At 36.4% G+C, this 18,452-nt stretch carries 23 protein-coding genes; 4 read left to right on the top strand and 19 right to left on the bottom strand.

The window, feature by feature from the left end:
- Nucleotides 1–73: 73 nt before the first annotated feature.
- From deoD to V6S17_RS05255, 7 genes are read right to left on the bottom strand one after another with little or no spacing between them, the layout of a single operon-like run.
- The gene (gene deoD, locus V6S17_RS05285) at nt 74–781 is read right to left on the bottom strand and encodes a purine-nucleoside phosphorylase (protein WP_029092570.1); all 708 of its coding nucleotides are present in this window, start codon (nt 779–781) and stop codon (nt 74–76) included.
- A gap of 24 nt (nt 782–805) precedes the next feature.
- On the bottom strand, nt 806–1,039 hold the full coding sequence (locus V6S17_RS05280; protein ID WP_029092571.1) for a YozE family protein: 234 nt from the start codon (nt 1,037–1,039) through the stop codon (nt 806–808).
- A 16-nt stretch (nt 1,040–1,055) separates the two neighbouring features.
- A complete protein-coding gene (gene msrB, locus V6S17_RS05275) occupies nt 1,056–1,493 on the bottom strand; it encodes a peptide-methionine (R)-S-oxide reductase MsrB (RefSeq protein ID WP_029092572.1) in 438 nt (145 codons plus the stop codon).
- A gap of 2 nt (nt 1,494–1,495) precedes the next feature.
- Nucleotides 1,496–2,029, bottom strand: coding sequence for a peptide-methionine (S)-S-oxide reductase MsrA (msrA, locus tag V6S17_RS05270; protein WP_029092573.1), 534 nt, complete (start codon nt 2,027–2,029; stop codon nt 1,496–1,498).
- An 18-nt stretch (nt 2,030–2,047) separates the two neighbouring features.
- Entirely contained in the window at nt 2,048–2,647 is a 600-nt protein-coding gene (locus tag V6S17_RS05265) for a YpmS family protein (RefSeq protein ID WP_029092574.1), read from the bottom strand.
- A 13-nt stretch (nt 2,648–2,660) separates the two neighbouring features.
- Nucleotides 2,661–3,398 carry a GDSL-type esterase/lipase family protein gene (locus V6S17_RS05260; RefSeq protein ID WP_029092575.1) on the bottom strand — a complete coding sequence of 246 codons (738 nt, stop codon included), beginning with the start codon at nt 3,396–3,398 and terminating at the stop codon, nt 2,661–2,663.
- Nucleotides 3,399–3,406: 8 nt separating this feature from the next.
- Nucleotides 3,407–4,246 (bottom strand): DegV family protein, encoded by an 840-nt coding sequence (locus V6S17_RS05255; RefSeq protein WP_029092576.1) that lies wholly within the window; start codon nt 4,244–4,246, stop codon nt 3,407–3,409.
- 601 nt (nt 4,247–4,847) lie between these two features.
- On the opposite strand from V6S17_RS05255, the gene hisJ reads away from it, so the two are divergent.
- Nucleotides 4,848–5,681 (top strand): histidinol-phosphatase HisJ, encoded by an 834-nt coding sequence (gene hisJ, locus V6S17_RS05250; RefSeq protein WP_029092577.1) that lies wholly within the window; start codon nt 4,848–4,850, stop codon nt 5,679–5,681.
- A 462-nt stretch (nt 5,682–6,143) separates the two neighbouring features.
- Here hisJ and V6S17_RS05245 read toward each other — a convergent pair whose 3' ends face one another.
- Genes V6S17_RS05245 through V6S17_RS05220 form a run of 6 tightly spaced genes read right to left on the bottom strand, consistent with a single transcriptional unit; the run spans nt 6,144 to nt 11,688 of the window.
- Complete coding sequence (locus V6S17_RS05245; protein ID WP_154657753.1) at nt 6,144–6,308, bottom strand: hypothetical protein; 165 nt, start codon at nt 6,306–6,308, stop codon at nt 6,144–6,146.
- 33 nt (nt 6,309–6,341) lie between these two features.
- The gene (locus tag V6S17_RS05240) at nt 6,342–6,827 is read right to left on the bottom strand and encodes a dihydrofolate reductase (protein WP_029092578.1); all 486 of its coding nucleotides are present in this window, start codon (nt 6,825–6,827) and stop codon (nt 6,342–6,344) included.
- A gap of 10 nt (nt 6,828–6,837) precedes the next feature.
- Nucleotides 6,838–7,797, bottom strand: a complete 960-nt coding sequence (locus V6S17_RS05235) for a thymidylate synthase (protein WP_029092579.1) — start codon at nt 7,795–7,797, stop codon at nt 6,838–6,840.
- Nucleotides 7,798–7,811: 14 nt separating this feature from the next.
- On the bottom strand, nt 7,812–8,069 hold the full coding sequence (locus tag V6S17_RS05230) for a NifU N-terminal domain-containing protein (protein ID WP_029092580.1): 258 nt from the start codon (nt 8,067–8,069) through the stop codon (nt 7,812–7,814).
- A 14-nt stretch (nt 8,070–8,083) separates the two neighbouring features.
- A complete protein-coding gene (locus tag V6S17_RS05225; protein ID WP_029092581.1) occupies nt 8,084–9,982 on the bottom strand; it encodes an ABC-F family ATP-binding cassette domain-containing protein in 1,899 nt (632 codons plus the stop codon).
- Nucleotides 9,983–10,011: 29 nt separating this feature from the next.
- A complete protein-coding gene (locus tag V6S17_RS05220) occupies nt 10,012–11,688 on the bottom strand; it encodes a formate--tetrahydrofolate ligase (RefSeq protein ID WP_029092582.1) in 1,677 nt (558 codons plus the stop codon).
- Nucleotides 11,689–12,141: 453 nt separating this feature from the next.
- Between V6S17_RS05220 and V6S17_RS05215 the strand changes: the two genes are divergently transcribed.
- Entirely contained in the window at nt 12,142–12,411 is a 270-nt protein-coding gene (locus V6S17_RS05215; RefSeq protein ID WP_029092583.1) for a glutaredoxin family protein, read from the top strand.
- 94 nt (nt 12,412–12,505) lie between these two features.
- Here the strand turns inward: V6S17_RS05215 and mntR are convergent, their stop codons facing one another.
- Nucleotides 12,506–12,916 carry a transcriptional regulator MntR gene (gene mntR / locus V6S17_RS05210; RefSeq protein WP_029092584.1) on the bottom strand — a complete coding sequence of 137 codons (411 nt, stop codon included), beginning with the start codon at nt 12,914–12,916 and terminating at the stop codon, nt 12,506–12,508.
- A 272-nt stretch (nt 12,917–13,188) separates the two neighbouring features.
- Between mntR and V6S17_RS05205 the strand changes: the two genes are divergently transcribed.
- Nucleotides 13,189–13,395 carry a cold-shock protein gene (locus tag V6S17_RS05205; RefSeq protein ID WP_029092585.1) on the top strand — a complete coding sequence of 69 codons (207 nt, stop codon included), beginning with the start codon at nt 13,189–13,191 and terminating at the stop codon, nt 13,393–13,395.
- A 78-nt stretch (nt 13,396–13,473) separates the two neighbouring features.
- A complete protein-coding gene (locus tag V6S17_RS05200) occupies nt 13,474–13,866 on the top strand; it encodes a ribonuclease HI family protein (protein ID WP_029092586.1) in 393 nt (130 codons plus the stop codon).
- Nucleotides 13,867–13,947: 81 nt separating this feature from the next.
- Here the strand turns inward: V6S17_RS05200 and V6S17_RS05195 are convergent, their stop codons facing one another.
- From V6S17_RS05195 to V6S17_RS05175, 5 genes are all read right to left on the bottom strand, one after another.
- Complete coding sequence (locus tag V6S17_RS05195; RefSeq protein WP_029092587.1) at nt 13,948–14,814, bottom strand: ROK family protein; 867 nt, start codon at nt 14,812–14,814, stop codon at nt 13,948–13,950.
- A gap of 314 nt (nt 14,815–15,128) precedes the next feature.
- Nucleotides 15,129–15,503 (bottom strand): YrvL family regulatory protein, encoded by a 375-nt coding sequence (locus V6S17_RS05190; protein ID WP_029092588.1) that lies wholly within the window; start codon nt 15,501–15,503, stop codon nt 15,129–15,131.
- Nucleotides 15,504–15,532: 29 nt separating this feature from the next.
- Complete coding sequence (locus tag V6S17_RS05185) at nt 15,533–16,414, bottom strand: 5'-3' exonuclease (RefSeq protein ID WP_029092589.1); 882 nt, start codon at nt 16,412–16,414, stop codon at nt 15,533–15,535.
- An 85-nt stretch (nt 16,415–16,499) separates the two neighbouring features.
- Entirely contained in the window at nt 16,500–17,081 is a 582-nt protein-coding gene (locus V6S17_RS05180; protein WP_029092590.1) for a xanthine phosphoribosyltransferase, read from the bottom strand.
- Nucleotides 17,082–17,385: 304 nt separating this feature from the next.
- Nucleotides 17,386–18,405, bottom strand: a complete 1,020-nt coding sequence (locus V6S17_RS05175) for a branched-chain amino acid aminotransferase (RefSeq protein WP_029092591.1) — start codon at nt 18,403–18,405, stop codon at nt 17,386–17,388.
- Nucleotides 18,406–18,452 lie beyond the last annotated feature (47 nt).

Below are 18,452 nucleotides of genomic sequence, written 5' to 3'. Positions count from 1 at the left end.
GCTCACTAATACCCTAAAATATAGAACCAAAAAAAGCAGCCACAAATAGGCTGCTTTTTTCTGTTGCTTCTATTTAAAATTCGATTGCTGTATCCAAAGCAATTTTCATCATATCAACGAATGTTGTTTGACGTTCTTCAGCTGTTGTATCTTCATCTAAGAAGATATGATCGCTAACTGTTAATATAGCTAACGCGCGGCATTTGTATTGTGCTGCTAATGTATATAAAGCTGCAGCTTCCATTTCAATACCTAACACACCATAATCAGCTAATTGTTGTTTATCCAATTGTTGATTATAAAAACGATCTGCTGAAAAAACATTACCTACACGAACACTTAAACCTGCTTCCGTCGCTTTTTGATAAGCAGTGTGTAACAAGTCAAAGTCTGCGATTGGCGTATAGTCAACACCATGTGAGAATGTGTTACGGTTAATTTGTGCGTCTGTTGAAGCAGCTTGTGCAATAACAACATCACGTACATGTACGTCTGTTGATAAAGCACCCATTGTACCGACACGAATTAGATTTTTAACGCCATATTCCATCATTAACTCATTAGCATAGATTGAAATCGAAGGAATCCCCATACCTGTTCCTTGAACAGAGATGCGTTTACCTTTATAAGTTCCTGTATAACCAAACATATTACGGACTGCATTATATTGAACAACGTCCTCTAAAAATGTATCCGCGATATATTTTGCTCGTAATGGATCTCCCGGTAATAAAATTGTTTCTGCTATTTCACCTTTTTTTGCTTCGATATGAATACTCATTGTTTGACTACCTCCAATTTTTAATTAGCGACGATTTTTATCTTCGTCTAATAGATACTGATCCCATAAATCATCAAACAAGCTCAGCGAGTCAATATAATCAACTTGCGTTTCCAAATAGTCACTCACTTTATGATAATTTTTTTCTTGTTTAGGAAAACCATGATCGCGATAGGCAGAATTTGCAAACGCTGTTGCATCATCTTTTTTGAATGGATCGCGATAGGTCATTAAATAATGATAAAACGTTCGTGCCATACTATTGCCCCAATCTTTACTCGAAATACTTGATATAGTCGGAATAACCTTTTTCTGCAAGCTCTGTTACTGGAACAAATTTTAATGCGGCACCATTAATGCAGTAACGCAAACCACCTGTTTTTTGTGGTCCATCTGGGAAAACATGACCTAAATGTGAATCAGCAGTTGTTGAACGTACTTCGACACGGCGCATGCCTAGTGTATCATCTGTGTGTTCGGCAACTTCTGTTTGGTTGATTGGTTTTGTAAAGCTCGGCCAACCACATCCCGCATCATATTGATCTCTAGAAGAGAATAATGCTTCTCCTGAAACAATATCGACGTAGATACCTTCTTGGTGATTATCATTGTACTCATGGGTAAACGGTCTTTCTGTTCCGGCATTTTGAGTTACATCCAATTGCAACGGTGTTAACTCTTTTAGACGAGCTGCTTTTTTATTAACATCCATCATTAACCCTCCCAATTTTCGCGAATAAAACCTGCACGACCACTACCTTCATGTGAACGTTCATAGTGGACGGGATTTTTTTTGTAAAATGCTTGATGGTAATCTTCTGCTGGATAGAAAGCGACAGCTGGCAAGATTTCCGTAACGATATCTTTGCTAAAACGACGGCTTTCTTGCAATGCCTGTTTCGATGCTTCGGCAGCTGCTTGTTGTTCGGGAGAATGGAAAAAAATAGCTGGGCGATAGCTATCACCGCGGTCAGCGAATTGACCCATTGCATCTGTTGGATCCGTTTGTTGCCAATAAACAGTCAGTAATTGTTCATAACTAAAAATAGTAGGATCAAATGTTATTTGGACCGCTTCTGTATGCCCTGTTGTATGTGAACATACTTGCTCGTATGTTGGATTTTCAACGTGACCCCCTGTATAACCAGAAACGACCGTTTTGATGCCCTGTTGTGATTCAAATGGTTCGACCATACACCAGAAACATCCCCCTGCAAATGTTGCGACTTCTAATTGTTCTTTTGTCATTTGCGTATCCCCCTTTATTTATTTCGTTGGTAGTAATAATGTTATTGTAATACGTTCCTCGTCTAATGCAAAGGAATCGATCGCTAAACGCGGAAAAGTTTTTGATTCAATTTCATCAAGCGCTAAATAGACTTGCTTTTTGTTACTTTGAACATGAACCCAGTTAGGGAAATCAAAATTTTTCTTAACTGCACTCATAACCAATTTTACTGGTAATTTCACTTTTCCTAACGTCATGCTCTCTTGATGAAGAATAACATTTCCAGCTGAATCTAATTCAGGTTTGAAAGTTAACTTAAGATCAACGTTTTGATTAAGAAATTCAAAATTGGTTTTAAATGAAATGCTATCACCTTCGGCAGTCACTCGATACTGTGAACTATCTTTTGTATTGGCACTTAGATAACCAGCAATTACCTTATTAAGATCATCAGGTGAAAAATACATTGTTACCTTAGGTGTGTTTTGTGGCAGTGGCTCTTTTAATGGTTTAGAGCCTGAACTATCCGTTATTTGAATGAAAATGATAATCGTCGGGATGATAATCATCGCTAATAACAGTATCGTTGTCCACTTCCAAATGTTAAGCTTTTTTGTTGTTTTTGTTTCTCGTGACATGTTCATTCCGCCCTTACTTATCTTCTATTTTATCATATAGTTTTTTCGTCATTAACGCATAACCCTCATCATTTGGATGAAACTGGTCTTTTGGTGAAATAAAAGTTGCGCCTGCTTTATGAAATTCACTTGCAATCGGGACAAACTCAGCATGCTCTTTTTTAGTTATCGATGCTAAAGCGTTGTTCCATGTTGTTAGTATTTCATCAGCCTCTTCATTATCACCCAATATTTGTGTGAATGGATTATAGATACCGAATACATAGACTTTTGCCTTGTTATTCTCTTTGTGAATCGTATCTAAAATGGCTTTCATTTCTTTTTTGTAAGTCGTTAACGCTGCTTCAAAGCTACTTGCATTTGTTCGCAGCATAGTAAGACGTACAACTGCCATTAAATCATTACCGCCAGCTGTGATGGTTACAATATCGGCTTTTTTAACCGCTTGCTGTATGTCTTTTTGTTCGACTAATCGTCGATGGATTTGAGTAGATGTATTACCAGTAACACCAAAATTAGAAGTGGTTACCTCATCAATCGTCTCTAAACGTTCCAATCGCGTTTTTAAGCGTGTCACATAGTCGTTTGCTTCACTTGATCCCACACCATAAGTTAACGAATCGCCTAACGCCACAATGTTGATATCTTTAGGTGGTTCGGGAAATAAACGGTCTTTGAATAGGTAAGTCGCACCTCCTGCCAAAGCCAACACTATAATAAAAATACTTAACCATTTGAAAATTTTATTCATTCTATCACCTATTCTGTACAATACATGACTGCAACTGCGCCTTTACCGGCATGAGTTGCGATAATTGGGTCAACAAAAAATTGCGGAATTTCTTTAATTTGTGGCTTAATCACCTTAATTGAGTTCGCTACTTTTTCACTGAGTTCATTATTCATGGCATGCATCATATCTATATATTTCACATTCTCTGTTACACCTTCAAAATGGCTATTAAAGAATTTAATGATTTGTTTTTCACTTCGTACTTTTGCTTTCGCTTCTAAACCGCCTTCACCAAGCTCTGCAATCAATTTAATTGATAATAAGTGTCCAATGGCCGATGTCATTTTTCCAATACGACCACCTTTCGCTAAATTATCTAAATTAAGTACAACAATAAAGAGTTTAGTATGTTCTTGAATGAATTTTACACGTTCCAAAATAGCTTCTTTTGTAGCACCTGCTTTTGCCATTTCCCCTGCTTCTATAACTTGGAATGCTAAAGCACGTGAAATAAATTTAGAATCAACGACAGTAACATCACCACTTACCATATCAGCTGCCTGTTGGAAAGTTGTCACCGTACCACTTAATTTCTCCGTCAATGAAATCACAATAACTGAACTGCCATCAGCAGTTAAGTTTTCTAACGCTTCTACCATTTTACCGATTGCCGGTTGTGATGTTCGCGGTAATTCCTTTGCAGCTTCCATTTGATCAATAAAACCTTCGTAATCCATATTTTCATCTGGTACCCACTCCTCACCATTTAAACTAACAGTTAATGGGAGTACCGTAATATTAAAATTTTCAATTTCTTTCGTTGTTAATCCTGCTGTCGAATCTGTAACTATTTTAATGTTGGGCATAATTTGCCTCCTTCTAGATATTAATCTTATTATATCCTTTTACTAGCCCAATTGACAAACTAAACTGTTATTTCAGTTATTTTTTAATGAAGTTTCTTAATATCTTTCATTTGAACCTTTTTAAATCATCATTTTCCACTAAAATTATAGCATTAAATCCGTTTTGGAAAGATTTATAACTTTTCATCGTTCTATTTTTGCTACTCTGAAAAAATTTCACTATTTTTCTGTTTATGGTAAATATAATAGTTACTTTACTTACCTTTTCTTTTAGTACAGATAAGCAAACGATAACGACATAGATATTTTCTGTAAATTTCATCCTTTTAAATAGATACACCGATAAGCTAAAATCGTCTTCGTTCTAGTTACTATGATAGCTGTTGACATATTTTCACTGAAAACGTTTTATTGTCTTGCAATTAGCGGTCTGTCACGTTATTCTAAAATAACAAGCCTAACAGCATTGTACCCTTTGCTAGCATATACAAAACCATTAAAATTAGATGATATCTACTATAGCTATAAATTAAATTAATATTATTTTTATTAGTCAAAAAATAGCTCACACAAAAATAATTATACATAGGGGGTAAAGGGAATGAAATACGAAGGGCATACTCATACTGAATTCTGTCCGCATGGCAGTGGTGAAGATGTTGAATTGATGATAGAACGCGCGATTAAAATGGGATTCACCCATTATAGCATCACTGAACATCCACCTTTACCAACATCTTTTAAAGAGATGATGCCTAACACAGCTGCTGAAATAGCAACGACAGCGATGGACATGAATGATGTTGAGCATTATATCAAAAAAATAAAACGACTACAGTATAAATATCAATCTGACCTTACGATTCGTTTCGGTTTTGAACTTGATTATTTACCTGAAAACACAGATGATATTCGCAATTTTTTAAATGAATACGGTCCCTATCTATCTGACAATATTTTATCTGTGCACTTTATGCCAGGGAAAGATGGCTGGCGCTTTATCGATTATAGTGCTGCTGATTTTGATTCTGGTTTGGTTCAACATTATGGCTCATTTACCGCTGTTCAAAATAAATATATCCAAATGCAAAAAGAGGCACTTTCATGGGATATTGGGCAATTCAAACCGACTCGTTTAGGTCATCTTTCACTTGTCCAAAAATTCCAAAAAAACTATACACCTGCTGAAATTGGCTATTCTCTGAAACAAAAACATCAACTTTCTTGTCTACTTGACCAAATTGCATCACAAAATTATAGTCTTGATTTCAATACTGCTGGTCTTTATAAAGTTGATTGTGGTGAAACTTATCCTGGTAAAGAATTAACGCGAATGGCACTTGCAAAAGGAATTCCATTTGTTTTTGGTTCTGATGCTCACAGTGTTGACGAGGTTGGTCGTGGATATGATAAATTTATTGATATGTACCGTTAATGTACTTATATGTGAGAGTGGGCTTCCCACTCTTTTTTTTGCCTATTTTTAAAAACAACCGCTTAATAATTAAACAAACGTTTAAACGAACGATGATTATCTGCTAAACAGACCTTAACTGCTACTTACCAAATAAAAAACCACTGATAAGCTCAATTTTGCTCAGTCAGTGATTTTGTTCTACTATTTATCTAAAAACAGCTTTATTTTTCTAACTTTTTGATACGTTCTTCTAACAATGCCATCTTTTTATTGCGACGACTCACTTCTTTGATTAAATAAATAACTAAAATGATTATAGTTACGGATCAATAAGGACACTAGTAAAAACATAAAGTCTCCGAGCATAAACGTCTTCATATATAACCTCCATTTTTAAATTGGTGTTATTGTGATAGCTAGATAAAAAACAATACACCCCTATTGATGAGTGTATTGTTTTTTTATCTATTTACCATTTTTCTATTCATCTTTATCCCAGTCATCTTGCTTCCATTCATCTTTATCCCAATTAGGATCTTTAGGTGGTACTTTTGTGGCATTGATCATTTTAAAAGCCACATAGGTTGACCCACCTGAAATTGCAAGAACGGCTACGAGTAAAAGAATAAATACAGTTACACTCACGTTATAATCCTCCTAAAACAAAGCTTTTCCCTATTATTTTTTACGATAAATTTGATATTGGTGACGATAAATATTTTTTTCGTCTACGGCACCTTCCACATCTGATACTAACTGATAATTTTCCCAATCAAATGAAGGGATATACGTATCACCAGGGAATGTCTCGTCTATTAAAGTTACGTATAATTCATCAACGTCCTCTTTAAACAGTTCAAAAATCGATGAACCACCCGTAATCATAATCGGATGATCTGCTTGTTTAGCATACTCTAACACTTCTGCCTTTGTATGCATGACAACAATACCATCTGCCTTAAAATTAGTGTCTGTTGTCAAAACAATATTAACACGGTTCGGTAATGGACGTCCCACTGCTTCATACGTTTTACGACCCATGATGATTGTTTTACCAACTGTTTGTTCCTTAAAATAACGTAAATCAGCCGGCAATTGCCACGGTAAATCATTCTTGTAACCAATTACGCCATTTTTATCTTGTGCCCAAATATATCTTAACATTGGTAACCTCCTATACCGCTATGGGTGCTTTAATTCCAGGATGAGGATCATAGCCTTCAATCTGGATATCGTCCATATCAAAATCAAACACAGACTCAACTGATTCATTTAAAATTAAACGCGGCAATTCACGCGCTTCACGTGAAAGCTGTGTATTAACTTGTTCTAGATGATTTTGATAGAGATGTGCATCACCGAATGTATGCACAAAATCGCCCACATCAAGTCCACACTCTTTCGCAATTAAATGTGTTAACAATGCATAACTTGCAATGTTAAAAGGCACACCTAAAAATGTATCCGCGCTGCGTTGGTACAACTGACAAGATAACTTGCCATCATGAACATAAAATTGAAATAACGAGTGACAAGGTGGTAAAGCCATGCTAGGTACATCTTCAGGATTCCATGCAGATACAATTAAACGGCGTGATTCTGGTGCTGTTTTTATTGTATCAATCACATCTTGAATTTGATCAATTGCTTCTCCTCGTTTCGTTTCCCAATGACGCCATTGCGAACCGTAAACATTTCCTAATGAACCATATTTTTCACTAAAAACATCATCCGTTAACACGCGTTCTTTAAACTGTGCCATCTCAGAAAGATAACTCTCTTTAAAGGTTTCATCAGTTAAAACACGGTGTCCAAAATCAGTCATATCCGGGCCCTTATATTCAGCGCTTTTGATCCATTTATCAAATGCCCATTCATTCCAAATATTATTATTATTTTGCAAGAGGTAACGAATATTTGTATCGCCTTTTAAGAACCAAAGTAACTCGCTCTTAATTTGTTTAAATGCCACACGTTTGGTCGTTAATAACGGAAAACCCTCTTGTAAATTAAAGCGCATCTGATAACCAAACACCGAATAGGTTCCTGTACCCGTACGATCGCCACGCTTATTACCATTTGCTAGTATATGGCGGCACATTTCAAGATACGCTGCATCTGCTTGGTTTGTCATGTGTTTGTCTCCCCTTATCCGTTTAAAATCTTTTTAATTTGCGGTAGAATATCTTTCCAGTCACTATCTACTGTCTTTTCCACTGTAATAAAATCAGCGTAACGATACATTTGATGCAACCCCGGTATCGTAAATAGGCGCATGATATCACGCGGCAATCCCTTTTGGTTGCGTGTATAAGTTACACCAACAGTGCCTGCTTCCAAATACTCGTCAACAGATAATTTCATTGCTAAGGGATTAGGTGTCCGTTCAACTTTAGTCAGTTTCACTTTATCACGTCCTTCTATCCTTTTGCATATTGAGAAAGGTATTCCCAACGCTCCATTGTTTTTTCAGACTCAGCTTCTTTTGCATCAATTTGTTCACTGAGTTGTTGTGCTTTTGTATAATCAGCACCTACAGCTTCGAGTTGTTCACGCAAAGCACTAACTTCTTCGTCAAGCGCTAGCATTTTATCTTCGATAACATCCCATTCTAATTGCTCTTTATACGTTAAACTCTTTTTTTCTTGTGTAACTTCTTGTTTAATTTTTGTTGTTTTTTGTGCAGTAGCCATAATTTTTTGTTTATTTTCTGGCTTCACTGAGCCATACTCTTCTAACCATTCAGAATACGTTCCCAAATAGGGCGAAATTGTATGATCTTGGTTAAACACCCATAATTTATCAGCCACTTTATTTAAGAAATAACGATCATGGGAAACAGCAACAACCGTACCGGAAAACGTTTCAAGGTAGTTTTCTAAAACAGTTAACGTTGTTGTATCTAAATCGTTTGTAGGCTCATCCAATAATAAAACATTTGGTTTTGTCATTAGTAATTTCAAGAGATACAAACGACGCTTTTCACCACCTGATAAACTTTTAATAAGCTTACCATGTTCACTTGGTGGGAACAAGAATGTTTCTAACAATTGCGACACACTGACTTGTTCACCTTCAGCGTTAACAACAGATTGGGCAATTTCTTCGAGGAAACTAATAATGCGTTTGCTGTCGTCTAAACCTTCATTATGCTGTGTGTAGTATGCAACACGCACTGTTTGACCGACTTTCAACGTTCCCGATTCAGGCGTTAAACGCCCTGCTAACATATTAAGCAACGTTGTTTTTCCACTACCGTTAAAACCAGTAATCCCAATACGATCGCCATTTTGCACGATTGTTGTAAAATCACGGAATAATTCAGTTTCATCAAATGTTTGCCCGACCTCTGTTAATTCAAACACATCTTTTCCAAGACGGCTTGTTTGTAGGCTGATGCTTAAGTCAGACTCTTCTTCAGCACCTTTCACTACTTTTTCAATATCACTAAAACGATCAATACGTGCTTTTTGTTTGGTTGTACGTGCTTTCGCACCTTTACGCATCCACGCTAGTTCATTACGATACAGATTATTTGCCTTGTTCATTTCACTGCGTTTTTGTTCTTCACGCATTGCCTTATTCTCAAGATAAATCTGATAGTTTCCTTCATAACGATACAGTTGTCCTTTATCTAATTCAAAAATATGGTTAGTCGTTTGATCTAAGAAATAACGGTCATGGGTAATCATTAATACAGCACCACGATAATTTTTCAGTGTATCTGCCAACCATTGAATTGATGGATAATCTAGATGGTTAGTCGGTTCATCTAACAACAAAAGATCAGCTGGTTGCAACAGTACTTGCGCGAGTCCCACACGTTTCAATTGTCCACCAGAGAGCTCACTAATCGACTGATGAATATCTTCAATTCCTAATTTATTCAAAATCATCTCTGCTCGTGTCTGCGTATCCCACGCATTCGTTGATTCAACTTCTTCACTGGCACGTTCAAATGCTAATTGCCATTTTTCTTCCATTGGATAAACAGTTAGCCCATCCATTGCCGTTTGATAATTTTGCAATGCTCGTAATTCGGGACTGTTTCCCACAAACATTTGCTGAATAATCGTCAACGAATCGTCCATGACAGGTTGTTGTTGTAAGTAATGAATACGATAATCACGCGGGTGAATAATTTTACCAGAATCTGGCGTATCCATCCCTGCAATCATCTTCATCAATGTTGACTTACCAGTTCCATTAATCCCTAGTAATCCACTGATTTCACCCTCGTTCATTACAAAAGAGAGATCTTTAAATAGTGCTCGTTCACCATACGTTTGTGATATATTTTCAACTGTAATTTGTTTCACATTCAACATCCTTTTTTTTATCATTCAACCTAAAAGAGACCACTAATACGCCCTGTATTATCAACGTCCATATCTAATGCTGCTGGATGTTTTGGCAAACCAGGCATCGTCATTACGTCACCTGTTAAAGCAACAATAAAACCAGCGCCCATCTTCGGTACAAATTCACGAATTGTGATAACGAACCCTTCAGGTCTTCCCACAAGCGTTGCATCATCCGATAATGAATATTGCGTTTTAGCCATACATACAGGGTATTTATCCCATCCATGTTGTTTGAATTCATTTAATTGTTTTCGTGCTTTAGAAGTAAACTCAACGCTTTTGCCACCATATATTTTACGAACAATTGCCGTCACTTTTTCTTCAATTGATTGTTCTTGATCATAAATTGGTTGATAAGTGCCCGTATGTTCATCAATTGCATTCACTACTTTATCCGCTAGGTCAAGACCACCATTACCGCCTTTTTCCCAAACTTCTGTTAATGAATAACTTACACTGTTTGCTGTACACCAAGCTTCTAATGCTTGTAATTCGGCATCACTATCGCCAACAAAACGGTTGATTGCTACAACAAACGGCAAGCCATATTGCTCAATTGTTTCAATATGTTTCGCAAGATTTGCAAAGCCTTTCTCTAATGCTAACACATCTTCTTCTTTTAAGTTGTTTTTATTTGCGCCACCATGTAATTTCAAAGCACGAATCGTTGCAACAATAACAATGGCATCGGGTACTTTTCCTAATTGTGGCACTTTAATATCTAAAAATTTCTCTGCTCCTAAATCGGCACCAAAGCCTGCTTCAGTGACTGTATAATCCGCTAAGTGCAACGCTGATTTTGTAGCCATAATACTGTTACAACCATGTGCAATATTAGCAAATGGGCCACCATGTACTAATGCTGGTGTATGCTCCAATGTTTGAACTAAATTCGGTTTTAATGCATCTTTTAGTAGAACTGTTAAAGCGCCCTCTGCACCAATATCATGTGCGGTAATCGGTTGTCTTGCATAATCATACCCTACTACAATATTGCCGATCCGTGTTTTCAGATCATCAATATCACGCGCAAGACAGATGATTGCCATTATTTCGGAAGCAACTGTGATATCAAATCCATCTTGACGAGGAACTCCTTGGAATGGGCCACCTAAGCCGATAACAACTTGACGTAAAGCACGGTCATTGAGATCAACTACACGTTTCCAAACGATACGACGTCCATCAATTTGCTTCAGATTACCTTGTTGCATATGGTTATCTAACATTGCCGATAGTAAGTTATTCGCTGATGTAATCGCATGGAAATCGCCCGTGAAGTGTAGATTGATATCTTCCATTGGAATAACTTGAGCATAACCTCCACCTGTCGCACCACCTTTAAGGCCAAACACCGGGCCTAAAGACGGTTCACGTAAAGCAATCATCGTTTTGCGACCACTTTTTGTTAAAGCGTCACCTAAACCGACAGTAACAGTTGATTTTCCTTCACCAGCAGCTGTTGGATTAATTGCTGTTACAAGTATCAAACGCCCTGCTTCATTTTGATTTTCAATACGTGTTAACGCATCGTATGTTAACTTAGCCTTATGCTTACCATAAAGCTCTAAATCATTTTCCTCTAAACCGACCTTTTTTGCCACAGCTAAAATTGAATCTAAATGAGCTTCTTGCGCGATTTGAATATCAGATGCTACCATTATAATTCCCCCATTTTCAGTGTATTTTACTATGTGCTTACAGGTGGTGCCTTCATGTCTTAGTTCAAGTAACAGTTGTTGTGTTAACATCACACTTTTTATTGGCTTGAACAGCCTACAATATGCGGATTAATAATCGCCATATGCTAGTCAGCATGAGAACAATTAGCCTTAACACTATTTACCTACCTAGTTGCAGTGAGCGTTTTTTATTCTTCTTTTTCTGACAATTCACTACCTTACCATTTTATCATGACTCAGACGATACTTAAAGCATATAGAAGCGCTTACATGTCATTAGTTTAAATATAGTTTTCCTTACTAAAAAGAAGTTAGCAAAAAAATTGCCCTTAGTAAATTTTTTTAATAACCTCCCTTTGCTAAAGCAGAATTTTTTCAACTTTCTCTGATAGATGCTATAATTAAGATAGAAATTTGAAAGGGGTTTTAACTATGTCTAAAGAAGTTTTAATGTTAACTCAAACTGTTTGTCCTTACTGTGATCGTGCGAAAGTTGTTCTTAACGGTGCACTCGAAGGTGACTATAATGATCATATTGAATTTATCAACCGTGAAGACGACGAAGAGCGTTTTGCTGAATTACGTAGCAAATACGAATTCTTAACTGTTCCGACTTTTATCGATGTTGCATCTAGCGAAGTGCTTAGTGATTCTAAACCAGATACAATTATTCCTTTCATGGAAAAACACATCACTTTATAAGTTTAAAAACAACTAGCTAAGGCTAGTTGTTTTTTTTACACAAAAAAAGTCAGACATAAAATATCGCCTAACTCCCCCTATTGATACAGTAATCTTATTTTTTATTTTTATTTATAATTGCTGTTTTTGCTTCTGGGTTATTTTCTAAATAATCCACTAAGTTCCCAATTGAATCAATGGTATCCCAACTCAAGTGATGCTCAATTCCTTCAACATCCTTATAAGCTTGTTCTTCATCTACACCAATCTGCAATAAAAATTTTTCCAATAACTCATGGCGTTCAACCAAGCGTTTACCCATTTTTTTACCGTGAGGCGTGAGAATCAAGCCACGGTATTTTTCATAGATAAGGTATTCGTCCTTATCTAACTTTTGTACCATTTTGGTTACAGAGGACGGGTGTACATTTAAACTATCTGCAATATCTGAAACCCGTGCATAGCCTTTTTGTTCTATCAATAGATAAATTTGTTCTATATAATCTTCCATACTTGGCGTAGTCATTTAAATCCCTCCAGTACATTGTTATACTCTCTAACATTATTGTACACCAATCAAAAAACTTTCGCAAAGACAAACTTTTGCACAAGTGATTTATCTGATAATTAAAACAGCTGTTTCCCCCTTATTTCATCAGTATTTATCCCCCTTTATTTCGCTTTCGTTTTTTTCAGTAGGTATAAGTTGACTAAAGATAACAATTAAGCTATTATTCGTAGTATAAAGCGACTATTCAACATTGAAAATCTACTACTTAAAGCAAGGAGGATTTTATAATGCATACTGGAAAAGTTAAATGGTTTAATAATGAACAAGGTTACGGTTTTTTAGAGACTGAGGGTGGCTCAGATATTTTTGTTCACTTTACAGCAATACAAGGCGAAGGCTTTAAAACGCTAGATGAAGGTCAAGCTGTTACATTTGATATTATTGAAGGTACGCGTGGTCCTCAAGCGGCTAATGTAGTTAAAACACAAAATTAATATACACAATTAACCAAAGGTAAAAAAACTTAAAGGCATTTTTTTTGATGTCTTTTTTATGTTGAAGGAGACTAAGCGATGATTTCTTTATATGTCGATGGAGCTAGCGCTGGTAATCCTGGAAATAGCGGCATTGGTGTTGTCATTTTGCACAACAACCAACAACAACAACTTAACAAAACAATTGGTCGTTATACCAATCATGAAGCAGAATTTCTAGCTGCTATATGGGGGCTTGAACAATGTAAGGAAATCGAATCGAGCGTTATCAGATTATTTTCCGATTCGCAAGCTGTTATCTCTGCCATTGAGAAGCGTTATGCTAAAAAAGAACCCTATGCAGCATATCTTCAAACTATATTAACGTTGCTTGATACTTATGAGCTTGTTTTTTGTAATTGGATTCCACGCGATAAAAATAAAAAAGCTGATCAATTAGCCAGAGCAGCTATCGTAAAAAGTATTGATTAATCTCTCTCAAAATTAAGAATAAGATACAATAAAGGATCACTGACTTCTATTACCAGAAGAAAGTGATCCTTTTTATAGTACCTATTTTTGTAATTGTTTAAAGTTAACCACTGCTCCTAATAAATTAGCATCGTTATGATACTGACAAACACGCACATCTGGCGTTAAAGTTGCAATTTCTACTGTTGCTTTAATCGCTTGAATACGATGGTTGACTTCAGCTACTAAATCAGTTTTAGCTGATACCCCACCACCGATAACGATACATGCTGGATCAAACGCATGCTGTAAATTATATATCCCTAATGCTAAATAATGATAAAATGTTTCAACTTCTTTTAGTGCGACTTCATCGCCAGCTACCGCAGCCGCAAATACCTCTTCACCTGATAAATCAGTCAACATCACTTCATTATAACGTCTCGTCATATTTACAGCTGAGCCTAGCTCGCTAAATGAACGTTCGCCATCCAACAACATATAACCGAATTCACCACCATGTAATTGATGGCCATGATGTACTTTATTGTCAATAATCAAGCACCCACCTACACCCGTACCTAAAACAATAAAAAGCGCAGAATCTTCATTTTTAGCTACCCCAAAAGTAACTTCAGCTAATCCAGAACAATTCGCATCGTTTTCAATTGTCACCGGTAAGCCTAAAGCGTTTTCTAATGCTTTATTTATTTCAAAATGATGGATATATGGCACGGCACTTGCACCGTCAATCATACCTGTTACTTGATTAACTGCCCCTGGGCTACTGATAGCTACACCACTTAGAATGTGTGTTTCTTCGAACTTCTTCTTTACTGCTTGCATCTCTGCTACCATTAATTCCCAGTTTACGGGTGTGGTAAACTTCGCTTGTTCAATCAAATTTTCATTGTGAAACAAACCGTATTTTACGGCTGACCCCCCAATATCAAAACATAATACTGACATGCTTTTCTCCCCCTCGAAAACAATACTTATCTCGCATTGCGTACTCGTATAAATTATATAGGTCCAACGGTTAGATGTAAACCCTTTCATTTTATTTTTATAAAGCATTAAACGATACGTAAAACAGAAAATGAAAAAGCATTTCATGTGAAAAAGTCAATTCCTTTAAATTGCAGAACCTGACTACAGGGGACTCTTTTTACAAAATCACATTAAGCTATAAAAAAACGACGAGTCATTAAAATAAATCAATGGTTCGTCGTAGTATTCTTTTTAACTATCATTTGTGGTGTTCAAAAAGTAACACACACTAGTCAGCGCTCATTATCAGACAAAGCGTACTCCAGTAATCCAAAAATCACACTAGCACCTAAGAGGGCTCCAATTGTTAGCGACACACTACTCATCCATAAATCCGCAAAAAACAAAGCGATGAGATTTTCCAGAATATATACAGCAAATAAAAACTGCGTAGGTAGATGACGTCGAATGAGTCTAGCAGGCAAGTAGATGGCACTATCAACTAAAATAATCACACCAAAAAACAAAAAAAGCGAACCCATACTGCTATAAGTAATTCCAACAAAACTCAAAACACCTATAAAAGTCCCTGTGATAATTGCTAGTAATACTAAAAGAAACAAGGCGATAATTATTGCGACAACTACATTTCCTGCTAATTTTCTCATACTACTCCTTCAATCTTTCAAAATTAATATTAACCTAATAATTTTTCAATTTCACGGCGTACAACTTTCAAGCCATAATAACCACAAATATCAAGGCTATCAGCTGTAAAACCTTTATAAAACAGTGTATCTATTTCAACTGTTATAGGCACACTGCAATTTATTTCCGCAAGTCTCAAAGACATATCCAACATCTCTAAATCATTTTGTATTTTTGTCATTTGACCTTTTGACAGCTCAGATACGTTATCAATAACTGTTTGTACATTACCGTATTTTTTGATCAGAGCAGTGGCAGTTTTTTCACCAATACCTTTAACACCAGGATAACCATCCGCTGTATCACCCATAAATGCTTTTAAATCAATTAATTGTTTTGGTTGAATTTCCCACTCTTCTACAAATGTAATCGGATCATACTTTTTATAATTGCCATAACCTTTTTGTAAAATCCAAACATTAGTATCCTCATCCACTAACTGTAAAATATCTTTATCACCGGTGACAATCGTTGTGTGCGCATTTTGAGAGCGATAATGATCTGCCAATGTACCCAAACAATCATCAGCTTCATACCCCTGACAACTAATATTAATGAACCCAAGCGCATCTGCGATTTCTTTAGCGTAATCAAACTGTGGAATTAATTCTGCAGGAGGCGCAGAACGATGAGCTTTGTACTCGCTCCACATTTCATTCCGAAACGTCCCTCCTCCTAAATCCCAGCAAACACCTACGTGGTCCGATTGATGTTCTTCTATCGCTGTTAACAAGTGCTTTACAAACCCTTGTACGCCATTTGTAGGGACACCTGCTTCATTATACATAAATTGATTGGAAACGGCTGTTGCATAAAATGAACGAAACAATAACGCCATTCCATCAACCAATAAAACTTTCTTTTTTTCCACTCTATTCTCTCCTTTATCACATTATTAATGATAGCCAGACTAATGTGTGATTTCCACATCAGCCTGGCTATTGTACTGCTATTTATTAAATGTCTGCCGGTGCAAAAACAACTTTACCTGCTTCGAATTTTTCAATACGAGCGAGTGATACCATTCTCACGCCTTGATCTTCCAGTATACCACGACCAGGTTGGAATGTTTTTTCAATAACAATTCCCATGCCCGCTAATGTTGCACCCGCTTGATCAACGAGTGATTTTAAACCTAGTGCTGCTTGACCATTTGCCAAGAAATCATCAATCACTAAAATGACGTCATCTTTATTTAAAAAACTTTTTGAAACAGCAATTTCATTGACCGTTTTCTTAGTATACGAACGTACTTCTGCAGTATAAAGACCATCTGTTAACGTTAATGATTTACTTTTACGTCCAAATACAACGGGCACACCCAATTCTAAACCAGCCATAACTGCAGGTGCTATTCCTGATGATTCTAATGTTAAGATACGAGTTATACCACTATCTTTAAACGCTTCTGCAAACACCTCACCAATACCTTTCATAAGAACTGGATCGATTTGATGATTTAAAAAAGCATCAACTTTCAAGATATCCTCGCCTAGTACCTTACCATTTTCAAGAATCATTGTTTCTAACTGTTTCACAAAAAAGTCCCCCTATATTATCTATTAATTAACTGAATTTATCTCTTATTATAGCATAGATATGCCGTTATTCACGGAAATTATTATCAAATAGAAAGTAATTTCCAGCAAATGTTCGCGATTTGATATTATGACCCTATTTTGTCTATTTCACCTCAAATAATTTCTATAATGACGTCAAAATACTCATAATTCAAACAATTGAAACGCATTATTTTTCAGCAAAAAAAAAGCATTTTAACAAAACGTCAAAATGCTTTTTTACAGAGTTTCTTATTTTTCTAACAACCTGATAAATCGGTGATTAAACTTTAAAAATCCAACCGTCCGGTGCCACAACATCACCATATTGAATACCCACTAATTCATCATAAAGTTTTGTAGTGATTGGACCTACTTCTGTTTCTGAATAAAACACATGGAAGTCATCACCATTTTGAATACCACCGATAGGTGTTATAACTGCAGCAGTCCCACAAGCTCCGGCTTCTTTAAATTGCTCCAGTCCATCAATCGGTACTAAACCTTCAGTCGCTTTTAAACCTAAGCGGTGCTCTGCTAAATATAACAATGAATATTTAGTGATACTTGGTAAAATTGACGGTGATAAAGGCGTTACAAATTCATCATCTTCTGTAATACCAAAGAAATTAGCTGCGCCAACCTCTTCAATTAAAGTATGTGTTGCTGGATCTAAATAAATCGCATCACTGAATTTACGTTCGCGTGCTTCTTTACCCGCTAATAAGCTCGCTGCATAGTTACCGCCTACTTTAGCCGCACCGGTACCGTTAGGTGCTGCACGGTCATAGCTAGATACCACAAAATTATGTGGCGTCATGCCACCTTTAAAGTAAGGGCCAACAGGCATACAGAAAATTGAAAAGATATACTCACGTGCGGCATTAACACCTATGTTATCACCAGTACCAATGATAAATGGACGTAAATACAACGAACCGCCTGTGCCGTATGGTGGAAGGTATGCTTCATTCGCCTTCACTACCTGTTTACACGCTTCTACAAACACATCTGTTGGAACCTCAGGCATCAGTAAACGATCGCAACTTGCTTGCATACGTTCCGCATTTTTATCAGGTCGGAACAAGTTAATTGAACCATCCTTACAACGATATGCTTTCAAGCCCTCAAAACTTTGTTGACCATAATGTAACGATGGCGAGCCTTCAGAGATATGCAATACATTATCTTCCGTTAATTGCCCATCATCCCATTTACCATCTTTCCAGTAAGAAATATAACGTAAATCTGTCTTTATATAACTAAAACCTAAATTGTTAAAATCAATATCTTTTGCACTCATTTGAACCCCACCTTTGTGTATTTTATCAATGTCTGTATGTGATGCTT

Origin of the sequence: Brochothrix thermosphacta DSM 20171 = FSL F6-1036 (assembly GCF_036884295.1) — a bacterium.
In the GTDB taxonomy this organism is placed as follows: Bacteria; Bacillota; Bacilli; order Lactobacillales; family Listeriaceae; genus Brochothrix; species Brochothrix thermosphacta.
The sequence above is the reverse complement of the archived record's forward strand: the minus strand, read 5'-3'. Positions and strand labels throughout refer to the sequence as shown.